The sequence below is a fragment of the Micromonospora sp. 4G55 genome, from assembly GCF_016803375.1.
This window is the reverse complement of record NZ_JAEVHN010000005.1, coordinates 1-14,854: the sequence shown is the minus strand read 5'-3', so window position 1 is coordinate 14,854 and position 14,854 is coordinate 1. Positions and strand designations below refer to the sequence as shown.

General features: G+C 68.9%; 12 protein-coding genes and 1 pseudogene. 4 read left to right on the top strand and 9 right to left on the bottom strand.

Features of this window, described 5'->3' with window-relative positions; all coding sequences use genetic code 11:
- Positions 1-195: 195 nt before the first annotated feature.
- The 3 genes from JNW89_RS01065 to JNW89_RS37940 all read right to left on the bottom strand — a co-directional run bounded on the left by JNW89_RS01065 (position 196) and on the right by JNW89_RS37940 (position 2,495).
- Complete coding sequence (locus JNW89_RS01065; RefSeq protein ID WP_238447247.1) at positions 196-711, bottom strand: DUF3618 domain-containing protein; 516 nt, start codon at positions 709-711, stop codon at positions 196-198.
- Positions 708-1,148, bottom strand: a complete 441-nt coding sequence (locus tag JNW89_RS01060) for a phage holin family protein (RefSeq protein ID WP_238447246.1) — start codon at positions 1,146-1,148, stop codon at positions 708-710. The genes JNW89_RS01065 and JNW89_RS01060 overlap by 4 nt, the downstream gene beginning before the upstream one ends.
- 645 nt (positions 1,149-1,793) lie before the next feature.
- Positions 1,794-2,495, bottom strand: a complete 702-nt coding sequence (locus JNW89_RS37940) for a YsnF/AvaK domain-containing protein (RefSeq protein ID WP_238447245.1) — start codon at positions 2,493-2,495, stop codon at positions 1,794-1,796.
- Positions 2,496-2,745: 250 nt separating this feature from the next.
- Here JNW89_RS37940 and JNW89_RS01050 point away from each other — a divergent pair, with 250 nt between their 5' ends.
- The 3 genes from JNW89_RS01050 (at position 2,746) to JNW89_RS01040 (ending at position 6,052) form a co-directional block, all read left to right on the top strand.
- On the top strand, positions 2,746-3,033 hold the full coding sequence (locus JNW89_RS01050) for a DUF4190 domain-containing protein (RefSeq protein WP_309139937.1): 288 nt from the start codon (positions 2,746-2,748) through the stop codon (positions 3,031-3,033).
- 860 nt (positions 3,034-3,893) lie between these two features.
- Complete coding sequence (locus JNW89_RS01045) at positions 3,894-4,769, top strand: hypothetical protein (RefSeq protein WP_238447243.1); 876 nt, start codon at positions 3,894-3,896, stop codon at positions 4,767-4,769.
- Between the two features lie 1,049 nt (positions 4,770-5,818).
- Positions 5,819-6,052: a hypothetical protein gene (locus JNW89_RS01040; RefSeq protein ID WP_238447242.1), complete on the top strand. Its 234-nt coding sequence runs from the start codon at positions 5,819-5,821 to the stop codon at positions 6,050-6,052.
- 983 nt (positions 6,053-7,035) lie between these two features.
- Here JNW89_RS01040 and JNW89_RS01035 read toward each other — a convergent pair.
- From JNW89_RS01035 to JNW89_RS01020, 4 genes and pseudogenes are all read right to left on the bottom strand, one after another.
- Entirely contained in the window at positions 7,036-7,635 is a 600-nt protein-coding gene (locus JNW89_RS01035; protein ID WP_238447241.1) for a hypothetical protein, read from the bottom strand.
- Positions 7,636-7,741: 106 nt separating this feature from the next.
- Complete coding sequence (locus tag JNW89_RS01030) at positions 7,742-8,128, bottom strand: hypothetical protein (protein WP_238447240.1); 387 nt, start codon at positions 8,126-8,128, stop codon at positions 7,742-7,744.
- Positions 8,125-9,126, bottom strand: a complete 1,002-nt coding sequence (locus JNW89_RS01025; RefSeq protein ID WP_238447239.1) for a hypothetical protein — start codon at positions 9,124-9,126, stop codon at positions 8,125-8,127. The genes JNW89_RS01030 and JNW89_RS01025 overlap by 4 nt, the downstream gene beginning before the upstream one ends.
- A 403-nt stretch (positions 9,127-9,529) precedes the next feature.
- Positions 9,530-9,861, bottom strand: a pseudogene (locus tag JNW89_RS01020) (FAD-dependent oxidoreductase); the annotation flags it as partial.
- A gap of 70 nt (positions 9,862-9,931) precedes the next feature.
- Between JNW89_RS01020 and JNW89_RS01015 the strand changes: the two are divergent.
- Entirely contained in the window at positions 9,932-10,390 is a 459-nt protein-coding gene (locus JNW89_RS01015) for a GNAT family N-acetyltransferase (RefSeq protein WP_238447238.1), read from the top strand.
- 294 nt (positions 10,391-10,684) lie between these two features.
- On the opposite strand, the gene JNW89_RS01010 is transcribed toward JNW89_RS01015, so the two are convergent.
- Together JNW89_RS01010 and JNW89_RS01005 are read right to left on the bottom strand one after the other, a co-directional pair.
- Positions 10,685-11,608 carry an MFS transporter gene (locus JNW89_RS01010; protein WP_238447237.1) on the bottom strand — a complete coding sequence of 308 codons (924 nt, stop codon included), beginning with the start codon at positions 11,606-11,608 and terminating at the stop codon, positions 10,685-10,687.
- A 403-nt stretch (positions 11,609-12,011) separates the two neighbouring features.
- A complete protein-coding gene (locus JNW89_RS01005) occupies positions 12,012-14,222 on the bottom strand; it encodes an ATP-dependent RecD-like DNA helicase (protein ID WP_238447236.1) in 2,211 nt (736 codons plus the stop codon).
- Positions 14,223-14,854 lie beyond the last annotated feature (632 nt).

Genomic DNA, 14,854 nt, shown 5'->3' with positions numbered 1-14,854 from the left:
CAACTTCGGTCGTCGGCTGGTACCGCCGTTCGCCGGTCAGTAGGTGACGACCGTGCGAGCGCCGGGGTCAGTGGCCTGACCGAATGGTCAGCAGGCCGACCGACTGATTCGGTCCCCTCGCCTTGCGAGCCTTTGGTTTGAGCTGCTCCTGCGCCCGAGCACCCCTCGGCATCCGGCTGTAGGCGACACGACCTGTCAAGGTCGGCGACGCGCGCGTCTGCCTGGTTGGAGCTGTCGCGCCGCCAGGGCGACGCCGATGCCGGTCATGGCGGCGATGACGAGGGCAGCCGGGCGGCGGCGAGCTGCGGAGCGAACTCTCGCGGTCACGTGCCGGATCGAACGGACGGCGGCTGGGCCTGCCTGCGTTGCGGCAGCTTCGCCGCTGCTACGGAACTTCCCCGTGTTCCGCATCGCGCGTTGGCCCAGTGCATTGCCGCGTTGCTGCAAGCCGCGCGCGGCGCGAGTGAGGCCTGTGCTGTCCGCTCGTTGCCGTGCCGTCCGCAGCACTGTCGCGCTAGTACCGCGCATCGCCTGGGCCGCATCTGTCAGCTGGTGCCGGACGCGACCCTTGATCTGGCGGGCGCTGTCTCGGCCCCGCGCCTTCACGTCCGTCTTGGCTGCCAGCGCCTGTACCGTGTCGGCCAAATCAGCGCGGGTTCTCTCGATGTCCGCGCGGGTGCGGTCCGGGTCGCTGCTCTCGCTCGCCGTCATCGCCGTCTCCCCTCCTTGGCGGCCTGCTGCACCGACTCGACGTCCTTGCGCACGCTGTCCAACGTCGGCTGCGGCGCAAGGGGCCTCACCCGGCTGGTCTGCTTCTTCCCGGACAGCGCGAGCAGACCAGCCACCGCGAACAGGACCAACGCCACGACCAGGGCCGCCAGCCACGCCCACATGACCGTTGCCAACAGCAGAATGAACGCGGCGACGAGGGCGCCCCCGCCGTACAGCGCCACCCCGCCCGCGCCGCCGAACATCGCCGCAGCGAAGCCGGCGCGTTTGCCTTTGCCGGTCAACTCCGCGCGGGCCGAGGCCAGCTCGTCGCGCACCAGCCGGCTGATCTGGTCGGCGGCACGCTCGATGAGTTGCGCCACCGTAGCCTCTGCCGCCGGCTCCTGTGCCTTCCGGTCGCCATCGGGCACGCCATTCATGCGTCACCTCCTAACAGGGGGTTTGCGAGCCGAGCGGGATGCGGCGATCAGGCGCTGTGCCACCTTCCGCGCCATGTCCGGCCGCGGTGCAATCTGCTTGGGGCAGCCCGCGTCAGCGAATGGCTGCTGCCGAAGAGACGGCGTGACCGCTCGCGCCGGTCGCGACGGTGCTCAACGACGGCGCTTCGACGCTTTCAGCGACGGAAGACCCGCTGCCCGGAGCGGGAAGATCGCCCACCGCTGCGTCACCTCGGGCGCGCCGGCTCGCACGCACAACGGCCACCGTAGCCGCCGCCGCTGTCAGGACCATCGCCGCTGCCTGCAGCAGCGGCCATTTCCTGCTTCCCCTACGTCTCACGTCGCACGCCCTCTCCTTGCGTCTCAGCCTGGCTCCACCCATCGTGCAACCGAGAAAAAGACAAAGAGCGGCATTGCGGATGCTTGTAACCCGTTCGTGCATCGCACTCCATACCGGCAAGGAACGGGCTTTCTTCACGAGATGGACCGTCCTGGACATTGCCACTACTGGAAACGGTCGTCCTGCCTTCGGGGTGTGTTGTCAGAAACCGGCTGGCAGCCACCGAGGCGGGCGGATCGTGTGACCCGCCCGCCCGCCCGTCCGACCTCGCCGGGGCGATACCCGCCTCACCGCCGGCGGCGGCTGGGCTCCGGGATGTTCGCCTCGACCTCCTCGTGGCGGACCTGCTCGTCGATCGGCTGGTCCTCGACCACCTCGTTCTTGGCCAGGCGGACCCGCTCGACCGGCACCCGGTCCTTGGCCACCACGGGACGTTCGGCGCGCAGCTGCATCTCCTGCTGCGCCTCGCCCATGTCGGCGCGAACCCTGCCCGCGTTCTCGGCGGTGATCGGCTCGCGCTCGACGTACACCTCGTCGTGCTCGACCGGCACGGTGGTGTGCACGTTCTCGGTGACCACGTTCTTGCGCAGTACCACCTTGCCGGCGGGCTGGCTTTCGGTGCCCACGCGCAGCCGCTCCTCGGAGCGGATCAGTTCCTCGCGGCCCTGCGGGGCCTGCTGCGGCTGCATCCGGTAGTGCGCGTACAGCTGCGCGGTCTGCTCGGCGTTCAGCGGAGTATTGGCGCCAGGCGGCACGCTCGGGGCGCTCTGGACGGTTGCCTTGTCGTAGGCGACCTTCAGCCGCCCGTCCTGCATCTGCGCGTTGCCCAGCGGGGCCATCGGCTCCTGGCGACCACCGGTTTGCACGCTGACCCAGGCCGGGTAGCCCGCAGTGGCCCACACCTGGCCGACACTGCCGATCTTGGCACCCGACTGGTCCTGGACGTCCTGGCCGTACAGCGAACGCACCTGCTGTTCAGTGAGTTGCACCGGTCGTCCTCCTCTCGCGCACCACCCGCGTACCCGGCCACCCCCTGGCCATTCTGTGCCCCTGGCGTCTATCGAAGTGAGGCACGGGCCATCGGCGGCCAGGCATAACGCCCCCAGATGTGGTCAATCGCGGCCAACCTTGCAATTGCGAGGGAAGGAGCTGACATGACCAACGCCTTATCCCATCCAACCGGCGACAGCCGGCCCCGCCACAGCGGCGAAGACAAGCCCGGCCGCCGCCTTCGCCCTGGTGTTCAGGGTCGCCGCCCTGGTCTGCGTGCTGACCGCCGTCTTCGCGCCCGTGGGACTGGTGCTAGGGATCATCGGGCTCATCCTCGGTCTCGTGGCACTGCGGATGACCCGACGCCCGGGGGTGACCGGTCGTGGCGTCGCCATCGGCGGCCTGGTCCTCAGCCTGCTCGCGGTCCTGGTAGCCATCGCCTTCGCCGCCGGTGTCACCACCTTCCTCAATAACGAAAAGGCGGTGGACCGACTCGAACACCAGGTCCAGGACCTCCGCGACAAACTGCGCCACTAAACCACCGCATTCGCCTGCGCCTTGACCGGGACCAGCCGGTCAGCCGAACGCCCCTACTGATTCCGAAAATGACCAGGGCCGGTGGCAGGCGGCTCACCTTGCGGCTTCGGCACGATGGGTACCCTCAAGGCCGGCATCGCCGTCGCCGGCGCCGCCACCACCGCCGCATACGCGGGAAGCGGATCGGTCAGATCGCCGCAGAGGCACACCAACGAGGCGACCAGATCGAGGTATGCCCACCATCCGATCACCCCAACCACCAACAGAGATCGCAACCTGGCAGCTCCGGCAACGCCTGGCCCAGTACCTCGTCCCCGTGCTGGCCGGCCCATACCTCGTTGTGTCACATCTCGGGACCGGGGCCGGGCCGGCTAACGACCAGGCGCCGGGATCGAATGCGCCGACCTGCTATGCACCCAGCGAGGCAATAATCCAGGCGTATCCGGCGCCCCCATCGCCTACTACCGACAGCCCGGCGGCGCTTGGACGCGCTCAGTGGTAGCAGTAGCGAAGCATCTCGAGATGATCTCGCTGCGTTGGACGGTGCACCCGTCGGGCTGGAAGGCGACAGGAGCCGACCGGATCATCGTGGCCGTCCTCAACGGGCGTGGCAGCCCGGCTAGGGTGTGCTACTGCCCGATGACCGGCAGGGAACGCCGACCCGCTGCGCCGGATCCTGCCAATCCTGACGAGCCGCTTCCAGGTGGAGGCCTCCCGAACCACCCGAACTGAGACGCCGGAAGCCCTGCAACGACTACCTCTTCGCCAGGGCCTGTCGGGAATCCGCGAGTCGGCGCGGCGTGCCGGCGGACCGTCCGGGTATGCGGGCGTTCGCAGTTTCGTGCGACAGGAGGGACATCATGCAGAAAACCCTCGCGGTCGACCAGGTCAACATCAGCAGCGCCCTGGTCGATCTGTGGCGGTCCGTGCTGCTCTTCGTTCCGAAGGCGGTCGCGTTCATCGTGATCCTCGTGATCGGTTGGCTCGTCGCCCGAGCCGTCCTGAAGATCGTGGACAAGGTACTGGAACGGGTGGGCTTCGACCGCGCAGTCGAACGCGGCGGCGTGAAACGCGCACTCGAACGCAGCAAGTACGACGCCAGCGACATCCTGGCCCGACTGGCGTACTACGCGGTCCTGCTGTTCACCCTGCAGTTCGCCTTCGGGGTCTGGGGACCAAACCCGATCAGTGACCTGATCCGCGGCGTCATCTCGTGGCTGCCGCGGGCCTTCGTGGCGATCGTCATCGTGATCGCCGCCGCCGCCATCGCCAACGCGGTCCGGGACCTGATCACCAGTGCGCTCGGCGGGCTCTCGTACGGCCGGGTGCTGGCCAATCTGGCGGCGGTCTTCATTCTGGCGCTCGGCGTGATCGCGGCGCTGAACCAGGTGGGCATCGCCACCACGGTCACCATGCCGGTGCTGATCGCGTTCCTCGCCACGGTGGCCGGCATCCTGATCATCGGTGTCGGCGGTGGCCTGGTGAAGCCGATGCAGACCCGCTGGGATCGGTGGCTCGACCGCATGGCGGAGGAGTCCCGGGCCATCCGCGAGCAGCGGCAGGCGCAAGGCGCCGGCCGCGCCGACTACGAGCGGCAGATGGCCGACCGGGGCGCACAGCCCACCCAGGTGATGCCGGAGTCGTCGATGTCCGGCACCCGAGGCGGGGCATTGCGGCAGTACCAGTCCGGCAACGTGAGCGACGAGACCCAGCAGTTTCGCCGGCCAAACCCGTGAGGAGGGGCATGCGAGGGTGTGCCCGCAGTTCGGCTGCGGGCATGCCCCTCGCCGGAAACCTCATCTCGGCGCTTCCCGACGGCGCTTCCGCCGGCCAAGGTAAGTAGCTCGCCATTCCCGCTGGCCGACTCGTCTGGCCGTCGCGCGCGGCGCCCAGCACGATCCACCATCCACGCGCCGCACGGACAGCCCGGCCCGCCACCCGTTCGCCTGCCGCAACGTAATGACATTAGCGAACACAGGGGACCAAGGTACCAACGGCGCGATCCAGACCCGTTCAGACGCATCAACACCCGACGGTCCCGGCCATCCGCGCGACCCTCGCACACCTCTACAGGGGATAACCCTCGCTCGGAGTCCGCGACGAGCGGGCGCGGCTGGATGACTGCTGGGCGACGGGGCGACGGACATCCGCTGCTGTCGGCGGCGGCCCCCTGATGGTCCGTCGCCCCGTCACCACACGCCGAAGGGCGGGGCGGCAAGGACGCTAGACCTGCCGACGCGGGAACCCCTTCGGGCGACATGGTGGGAGCGGCGGGCCCGGCACCACTTCCGCGCCCGCCGCTCCAACGCCCGTGACAGTACCGACCGGTGCCGTGCGCGGGCAGGCCGTTGGGCCCTGGTCACCCGGCCGTGTGACGCAAGCCAGATCACGAAAGGAAGCACGCCCTGAAGGAGGGCCAAGCCGGCGGCCAGCCACCCGTCGACCTTGGGGTGGTGTGCCCTGCGGGCCAGCACGAGCGCCACCGGCAAAGCGGCGAGCAGGTAGCGCAGCAGACTCTTGTACACCGGTGGACCCATGGACAGCGGCACCAGCACCATGATCAGGCCTTACACGACGTAGAAAGGTGGATCCGGCGGACGCCGGCGACTGCTTGCTGGGCTCATCACCCAGAGGTCGCAGGTAGCCCAGAGGTCGCAAGGTTCGGTCCTGTCGTCGCTACTCGTCGCGAGGACCCGGAGGCACATCCGGCCGTTCGCCGTATTTGTGGCTTCTCGTCTCATTCATCTGGCATGCCGCGGTTGTCCTTCTCGGCGAAGATGAGGGCATGTCTGCATGGAACAAATGGTGGGGCCGTCTCGCCGCGGTCCTTGGTGCGGTCGTGCTCTCGGTGTTCGTACCCGTCACGGCCTGGGCATCGGGGACCGGCGAGCGGGTGATGGAGGCCGCCGCGCGCAGGCCGCGCGGTGGCGCAGGCCTGCTCTGCTGCCTGGTGGTTATCGCCGTGGTCGTGCTACTGGTGCTGTGGCTGATACGCCGCCGGCGGGGCAGGCCGCGCTGACACCGGTCGGGCCGGACAATGCGGCCAGCGCCCGGCTACCAAGCGCCCCCCGGGGTCGCCGGTCACTCCGCCAGAGCCGCGTTCGCCCAGGGATGAAGCGGGCGGTGGCCGGAAGGCGTTCACCCGGACGAGTGACCATCCCGGATATGACCCGCCGGATCCAACGCAGACCGGGTCTGTCACCGGCGTTGGAGCAGGCGGCCCCACCAGGGTGCTTCCCCACTTCGGGGCAGCCCGCCCCCACGACAGCACAGCAACGGGCACGTTCGGGTCTGCCGAGGCGGCAACACGCCAGTCCTGACGAAGCGTGAAGACTTCAGCCGCGCTCGCCTCACCATCGACGACAAGCGACGCCGATTCCCGGCCTTCCAAACTGGCCTCTATCCGCACGACCGCTTCCGGATGGTTCACCGCATCGGCAGCGGCCACCGGCTCGGCAAGGCCAACCACCGGCCCCAGCCGAGCCATCGGCTCGAGGGAACCCACCCGGACATAACCCTGGGTCGATGGAGTATGCCTCGCGGCCATGCGAACCCGGGACCCCATCGCCAAGCCCCACATGGACCAGCTCGAAATCCACCGGACAAGCCGGGACGGAGGGGACCCTCGTCGGACGAGCAGCCACCGAGCAGCCACACGTCCATAAGGGACGGACAAATGAAAGGTCTGACCCGCGTTTCCGCGGGTCAGGCTCTTATGATCTTGTGCGCCCGAAGGGACTCGAACCCCTAACCTTCTCACAGATCCGTAGTCAGATCCTGGCGCACACACGAGTCCGCCCACAACCGTTTCAGTCCGCTGACGTCCGGCTACGTCTCCGCAGGTCCAGGCGCTACGCGCAGGTGACACTCCCGGTCGTCGATTGATTATAGGGTTCCGCGCTGGTCCTTCAGTCCGGCTGCGTCCCTGTCCGTCGGTGCCAGTTTCCCGACGTCCGAGCAGCCACCGAGCAGCCAGGGATCGCCGGGCGCGTCCCGGCCACGCTAATGCTGATCGTCTCCATCGGTCGGAGGAGCGATCTGGGGCTGGTCGCTATTGGCGGTGGGAAGGGTGGGCGCGTGGCGTGTCCGGCGTCGTCGGAGGACGGCTCGCATGGTTGAGATGCAGGTGCCTCGAGCGACATCGATCTTGTCTCGCGGGTAGCGGACCGGCAGGTTCATGTCGGCGTCGGTGGTGAGCACCGGCTGCTGCCACGCTTGCCGCATCTGCCCGCCGGCTTGAGTCTTGGTGGCACGGACAAGCGCGACGTAGCTGGCGGCGACCTCGGGTGCCTCGATCTGCAGGAGGGCCTGGTGGTACGCCAGCCGAGACTGGATCTTGCTGACCTCGTCGGTGAGGTCATAGCGAGCCTCGGGGGTGTCGCGGCGGCGGCGGATCCGGTAGGGCATCTCGGCGTAGTCCTCGACGGCGTTGAGTGCCTCGGCGAACGCCTTGGCCTGCCGTTCCCTGCGGGTTGCGCGCTGGTTGAGCGTGTAGGTGACCGATGCGGAGATGACACCGCCGAGGATCGCGATCACGGCGACGATGACGACCGCCGTCTGCGCGGCCGTCCAGCCGGATTGCGCGGCTTGGGCGTAGACCATGTGCTGTCACCTCCCTGGGTTCGAGGAAGTCCGTGCGGTGCGTCCTCAAGCAGCCACACCCCGTCGTTCTGGCGCCAGTAGTTCTCGAGGAACAGGTGCTGGCGGGTCAGCTCGACGAGTTCGAGCAGCCCCTTGTCGTCGGTCCACCGGCGCTGCGGCGGGTCCAGCGGCATCCACATGCACAACGCGCCGTCGTCGGCATCCGGTGCTTGGAGATGCCCCCCGGCTTGGCGAAGACCCGGGGGTAGTCCTCCGGGGCCAGCCCGTATGTGTTGTACGGCGGCAGTTTGTGGAAGCGGATCGTCACGTCGACCGGCTCCGGGTCGCCGACCACCTCCAGCGCCTCGATGCGGTAGACGAGGATCTCGCACTGCCCGGTGTAGCAGGACGGGTCGAGGATGTGCTGGTGCGACAGGGCGGGTCCCAGCCGCCGCCGGGCGGCGGCTTCCAGTGGGACCCACCACGACGCTCGCCGGCCGTACCAGTCGGTCACCGGGGCGACCACGCCCGCGCGGGGGTGTCCGGCGCCGGGACGATGAGGCTGGCGGCCGACGCGCCGGTGGTCAGCAGCGCCTGCTCGGCCATCTGCGCGCCCTGGTCGCTGTCGGCGACCACGTGCGGCAGCACGCTGTGCAGGGCGTGCTGGGCCAGTGCGGGCCGGCCGGCCTGCTCGTGTTCGATGGCCGCGGCCACCTTGTCCCGTGCCAGCCCGAGCCGCCAGGCCGCGCCCTCGCGGGTAGTCCCGGACGGCAGCTTGATCTTGCCCACGACGTCCGCCGGGTCGTCGGTGAGCCCGGCGGCCATCTCGTCGGCGGCGTGGGTGAAGAAGTCGTGCAGCGCCTGCAGCAGGGGCCGCTTCTCGTCCGCGATGCAGCCCAGAGCCAAGGCCTTGATGTTCCAGGAACACAGCGGCTTGCCGTGGTGGGCACGCCAGTGCTTGAGCAGCCGCACCGTGCGGGCAAACACGTTGCCGGTGTCCTCGTTGGCCTGCAAGACCAGCTCGGTGTGCTCCTCCGGGTGCGCCCGGTCCCACCCGGCGGCGATCGTGGTGTTCGGGATCCACAACCCTTCGTCCGGGTGGTCCAGGGCCACGATCACGTCGGCGGTGAAGTCCTTCTCGCCCGCGGTGACCGGCGCGCCGAACCGCACCAGCACGGACCTCTTCTGGCCCTCGACGGTGACCGTCAGGTTGTCGAACTCGTCCTTGAGGTGCTCCCGAATCGCGTCGCGGGCCTGCTCCATCAGCGGCAACGGCCCGGCACCGTTCGGGCCGTACCCGGCCACGTCGACCACGACGCCGAGGTCAACGTCGGTCAGCGGCGTGTTCGCGTCACCGTGCGCGACCGATCCGTTGATGTACGTGCGGGCACCGGGGAACGCGTCGAGCAATGCCGCGCAAAGCAGCCCTCGGCGCCTGCGAGCCTCACGCAGTTCCTCCAGTGTCACCTCAAGGGTCTTGCGGCCCTCTTCGAGCTGTTCCTCCAGCGACATCGCGGTCCTCCTTCTCCGGCCGGAAGCCGGCCATGGCCGAACCCCGCAGGCACAGCAAGAAGGAGGCGCGGGTGAGAAAGTTCGCCCGGCGGCGCCATCATCTGCCGCCGGCAACCTTCACCGGGTATGTTCCTGGGTGCGAATCAAGAAACGGCCCCGTAGCCAGTCGCCCCCGTGCGCCCGTGGCTGCGGGGTCTTCTGCTGACCGCCAGCCTAACCGGCACCACCGACACTCCCCCGCTGCCACGACGCGAGAGACCATCGCATACCGCGGGAGGCCCGCCGTGAGCCGAGGGCATCGAGCCAAACATCATCTGTTGCCTGCGGCGGCAGCCGTCGTTGCCTAGGCCCGGTCGACGTGGCCGGCGTGCGGGCGAGCGACCAGCTCGGTCACGGCGGCCACTCAGGACAGGGTTGCGAGGTACCGCTCGGCGTCGAGGGCGGCGGCGCAGCCGGTGCCGGCGGCGGTGATGGCCTGCCGGTAGGTGCGGTCGACAAGATCGCCGGCGGCGAAGACGCCGGCCAGGTTGGTGCGGGTGCTCGGAGAATCGACCTTCGCGTAGCCATCGGCATCGAGGTCGACTTGGCCGCGGAACAGCTCACTGCGCGGGTCGTGGCCGATGGCGACGAACACACCGCTGACGTAGCGACGACGCCATCGCGGCCGAGGATCTCCTCGATGACGCTGTTCCCGGCGACGCTGATCTTGTCGTTGGTGAGGGCGCGTTTGCCGAGCGCACTGGCGGTGGCACTGCTGCCACCTCCGGCACCAGCCCGATCCACGCATCGAAATAGGATGCGTCGAGTGACGTTCGACTTCATCGAGAAGCGGCCCGGACCGGGTGACCGGTTGGTCTGGTTTCCGTTCGCGGACAACGACGACTTCAACCCGAGCTGGTGGAACCACCGGTCGTTCTACGGCGAAAGCTCGTACACCTTGCTGGAGGTCCACAGTGATGGGGTCGAGGTGGCACGGATCGAGCTTGATTCCGACGTCGCGATCGATCACTACGTAGGAACCCCTCAACTCGGCGACACAGCACTTGAGATCCAACTCATCGAGGTAGCGGCTTCGCAGCGACGCCGAGGCGTCGGAACCAAGATCATGCAGGCGCTAGTGGCAAGGCATCCCGAACGACGGCTGCTCGCGTTCAGCGAGGAAGCCGACGACTTCTGGGCGTCGCTAGGATGGGCGCGATACGACCACCCGGAGGGCCCCCGGTTTAGCCGCCCGCTGTTCATACAGACGGCAGCGGGAGCCTGAGGCGCAGGTCTTCGAAGCACCAGGCCGGCACGGACTGAGCAGACTCCCGCTGGCCTGATCGTTGCAGTCATCGCTTGATTAGCCGAAGCGCGGCCGAGTCAGTTGGTTCCGGCGACGTCTGGGTGGACGCGGATCTTGGGCGCTGCCGCATCGACTCGTCAGGTGCTCCAGCTGATATGGGCAAGCGCTACCGCCAGCGGTGCGGCTCGCGAGGTCCCTCACGTCGTGAAAAGCTCTCGCACCGCCCGGCTGCCTGGTTAAATCCCGGCGGCCGGTAGCGGGAGGGAATCACGGTCACTGCAGCGGCTTCGTCGCGGTGATGTCGGCGGCTTGCTTGAGCGCCTGACGCAGGCGTCCGATCGGTGGCACACCTGACAGGCCAGGGCCGTCGCGGTAGAGGCGGCAGGCCATGGCGGGGCGGTGGTGGGGTGCGGCGAACGGGTCCGAGCCGTCGATGAGAAAGCTGGGTGAGCCGAGGAAGCCGAGCTGCTCAGCCTCGGCCTGGCTGGTCACCACTCGAATGGTGACCGGCACCGCCGGCAGGCCCACCTCGTCGAGCGCGCGGCGCAGCACGGCGGCGGCCCGACCTTCGTTCGGGCAATCCTCGACCACCAACAGCTGCACCTTCACAAGCCCATCTTGCTCTTGGTCGGGCATGCCCGCCACGGTCCAGCCGATGACGACCGCGAAGGCGAGCAGCACGGCACCGCCGGCGTAGACGGCGGGCAGGCCGAGGAGGTCGGCGGTGATGCCACCGAGGGCGAGGGACATCAGGCGACCGAGTTGCCACGTGAGGTCGAAGCCAGCGAACACCCGGCCGCGGGGCGGACGAGGTATCCGCAGGCCCAGCAGGAACAACGCCGAGACGGCGAAGCTCACGGCGTTGATCAGAAAGGCGGGGGTGTAGCCGGCGGTGGCGACGAGGACGCCAGCGGCGAGCACGATCTGCGACAGCACCGCAGCGGTCCAGATACCGCTGTTCACGGAGACGAGTTCATCGTCGCCGACCAGAACGGGCAGCACCGCCCCTGCGGCGGGGTTGAAGAACACTGCCGCAGCCGACATCCCGAACGCCACCGCGTAGATCGCCGCGGGGCTACCGGCGAGCAGGGGCAGCAGCGCGGCGAGCACCATACGCGCGACGTCGGCGGTAACCATGACCCGCCTCGGGCCGATACGGTCGACGACCGCGCCGGCGAGCGGGGCCAGCAGCAGCACCGGCATGATCTCGGCCGCGACCGCCGGTGACACCGAGACCGGAGCCGGTGACGTCGAAGACCAGCAGGCTCAACGCAACCGTGTTGAACGCATCCCCTCACGCCGAGGTGGTTCCCGCCGCCCATAGCCGCCGATAGCCCGGCTCGGCGAAGACAGCGCCAAGACCAGAGCGAGACTTGGTGGCCTCAGACAACTCCAACCCCTAGGCGGCGACACCGCAGACGATCACATCGTCGACACTACGGCGGCCGGGTGGTCGACGTTGCTGTCCTGCCTGCGGGCCTTGAGCACCTCCGACCGTGACCGGACGGCGCCAACCGAACAAGCAGGGATTTGCCTGATCGTGACTCGCTGGGCGCCTCTGGAGGGCGACAAGCCCCCGAACCGATCTCAACGGCCGGTATCACAGGCGGGTGAGGCGGTGGTCGAGGGCGGTGTGGCGGCGGCCGGCGCCGATGGTGCGTACGGCGGCGGCGAGAGCCCGGCGGGAGCCGACGAGGACGACGAGCTTCTTGGCGCGGGTGACGGCGGTGTAGAGCAGGTTGCGCTGCAGCATCATCCACGCGCTGGTGGTGAGGGGGATGACGACGGAGGGGTATTCGGAGCCTTGGGAGCGGTGGATGGTCATGGCGTAGGCGTGGGCGAGTTCGTCGAGTTCGTCGAAGTCGTAGTCGATGCTCTCGTCCTCGTCGGTGCGCACGGTGAGGGTCTGCTCTTCGGTGGAGAGGGCGGTGACGATGCCGAGGGTGCCGTTGAAGACGCCGGCTTGGCCCTTGTCGTAGTTGTTGCGGATCTGGGTGACCTTGTCGCCGACGCGGAACACCCGCCCACCCATCCGCCGTTCCGGTTGACCCTCCCGGTGCGGGGTGAGGCGCTGCTGGAGCAGGGTGTTGAGGGTGCCGGCACCGGCGGGGCCGCGGTGCATGGGGGTGAGGACCTGCACGTCCCGCCGGGGGTCGAGCCCGAACTTCGCTGGTATGCGGGTGCAGGCGACATCGACGGCGAGGGCGGCGGTGGCGTCGGTGTCGTCGCATGGGAACAGGAAGAAGTCCGATATGCCTTGGAGGAGGGGTGCTCGGCCGGCGTTGATGCGGTGGGCGTTGGTGACGACGCCGGACTGGGCGGCTTGGCGGAAGATCTGCGTCAGCCGCACCCGCGGAACAGCAGGGGCGGCGAGCAGGTCCCGCAGGACTTCGCCGGCACCGACCGACGGGAGTTGGTCGACGTCGCCGACCAGGAGCAGGTGCGCGCCGGGCGGAACGGCCTTGACGAGCTTGTTGGCCAGGATCAGGTCGAGCATGGACGCCTCGTCGACCACGAGCAAATCGACGTCGAGGGGGTTGTCCCGGTCGTAGGAGGCGTCCCCGCCGGGGCGCAGTTGCAGCAGCCGGTGCACCGTGGCCGCGGGGTGGCCGGTCAGCTCGGACAGGCGTTTGGCGGCGCGGCCGGTCGGGGCGACGAGGGTGACCTTGGCCTTCTTCGCGGCGGCGAGTTCGACGATCGAGCGGACGGTGAAGCTCTTGCCGCAGCCCGGCCCGCCGGTCAACACCGCGACCTTTGACGTGAGGGCGAGGCGGACGGCCTGTTCCTGCTCGGGGGCCAGCTCGGCGCCGGTGCGGGCCTTCAACCACGCCAGGGCCTTGCCCCAGTCGACGCCTGTGAAGTGGGGCAGCCGGTCGGCCCGGTCGTGCAGCAGGCGCAGCAGGGAGCCGGCGAGGGACTGTTCGGCGCGGTGGAACGGCACCAGGTACACCGCCTGCACCGGCTCACGGTGGGCACCCGGCAGGGTTTCGCGGACGACGCCTTCGTCGGCGGCGAGGTCGTCGAGGCAGCGGGTGACGAGGTCGCCGGGCACGTTGAGGATCTTCGTGGCGTCGGCGACCAGCTGGGGTGCGGGTAGGTAGCAGTGGCCGTTGTCGGTGGCCTCGGACAGGGTGTATTGCAGCCCAGCCATCACGCGTTGGGGGCTGTCGTGGGGGATGCCGACGGCTTGGGCGATGGTGTCGGCGGTCTTGAACCCGATGCCCCACACGTCCGCGGCCAGCCGGTACGGCTCCTTGGTGACCACGTCTATGGACGCGTCGGCGTACTGCTTGAAGATCCGCACCGCCAGTGACGTGGACACCCCGACGCCTTGGAGGAAGACCATCACCTCTTTGATGGCCTTCTGCTCCTCCCACGCCGCGCTGATCTTCGCCGTACGTTTCGGTCCCAGCCCGGGCACCTCGACCAGGCGGGCGGGCTCTTCTTCGATGACCCGGAGGGTGTCGAGGCCGAAGTGGGCCACGATCCGCTCGGCGAACACCGGCCCGATGCCCTTGACCAGACCGGAGCCGAGGTAGCGCTGGATGCCCTGGATCGTGGCGGGCAGCACGGTGGTGTAGGAGTCCACCTCGAACTGCCGGCCGTACTTGGGGTGCGACGACCAGCGTCCGTGCAGGCGCAGGCTCTCGCCCGGCTGCGCGCCCAGCAAGGATCCCACTACCGTCAACAGGTCGGCGCTGCGGTCGGTGGCGACGCGGGCGACGGTGTAGCCGGTTTCCTCGTTGACGTAGGTCAACCGCTCGAGCACCGCATCCAGCACGGCAAGCGGCGGGCGGGCTGGCGCGGTCACGCCTCACATCGTGCCGCCTGGAGACCCGGCATGGACACCCGCCCAGCCGCTCGCTGGAACCGCGTACGGGTCTTGCTGGCAGACCTTGGACTGTGGTGCGGAGCGGGACCCTGGCGGGGTGGCTTGCTGCCCGTCGGAACGTCATGGATACCGCGTTTTCTGAGCCCACCGGGCGAAGCAAGCGGTTTTCGGCCGTACGGGCCCGTATGCCTGCACTCACCGCCGTCCACCGACGTGCGCTTGCGCTACGGTCGACACGCGGAAGACCACGGCGGTTGCATGAACTCTCATGCGGCTCTTGGCGCGCACACGAAATCCTCTCCCGCCGCAAGTCGGGTCTTTGCGTTGACTGGTGGGATTCCCGGCAGTTTTCAGGCACAGCCGACAGCGGGATCGGCGGAAGATCCGCGCGTGCGGGGACGACTGCCTCCGCCGGGACGCCGCGTGGTAGTGCCGGGGAAGACCCCGCGCGTGCGGGGACGACATCAGCACGTCCGACATGGGCCGCCCCCGGTCGGGGAAGGCCCCCGCGCGTGCGGGGACGATGGGAAGTTCGCGCCGTTCGAGCAGCTGATGCTGGGAAGACCCCCGCTCGTGCGGGGACGACAGGGTCGGATCCGATTCCGACCGGT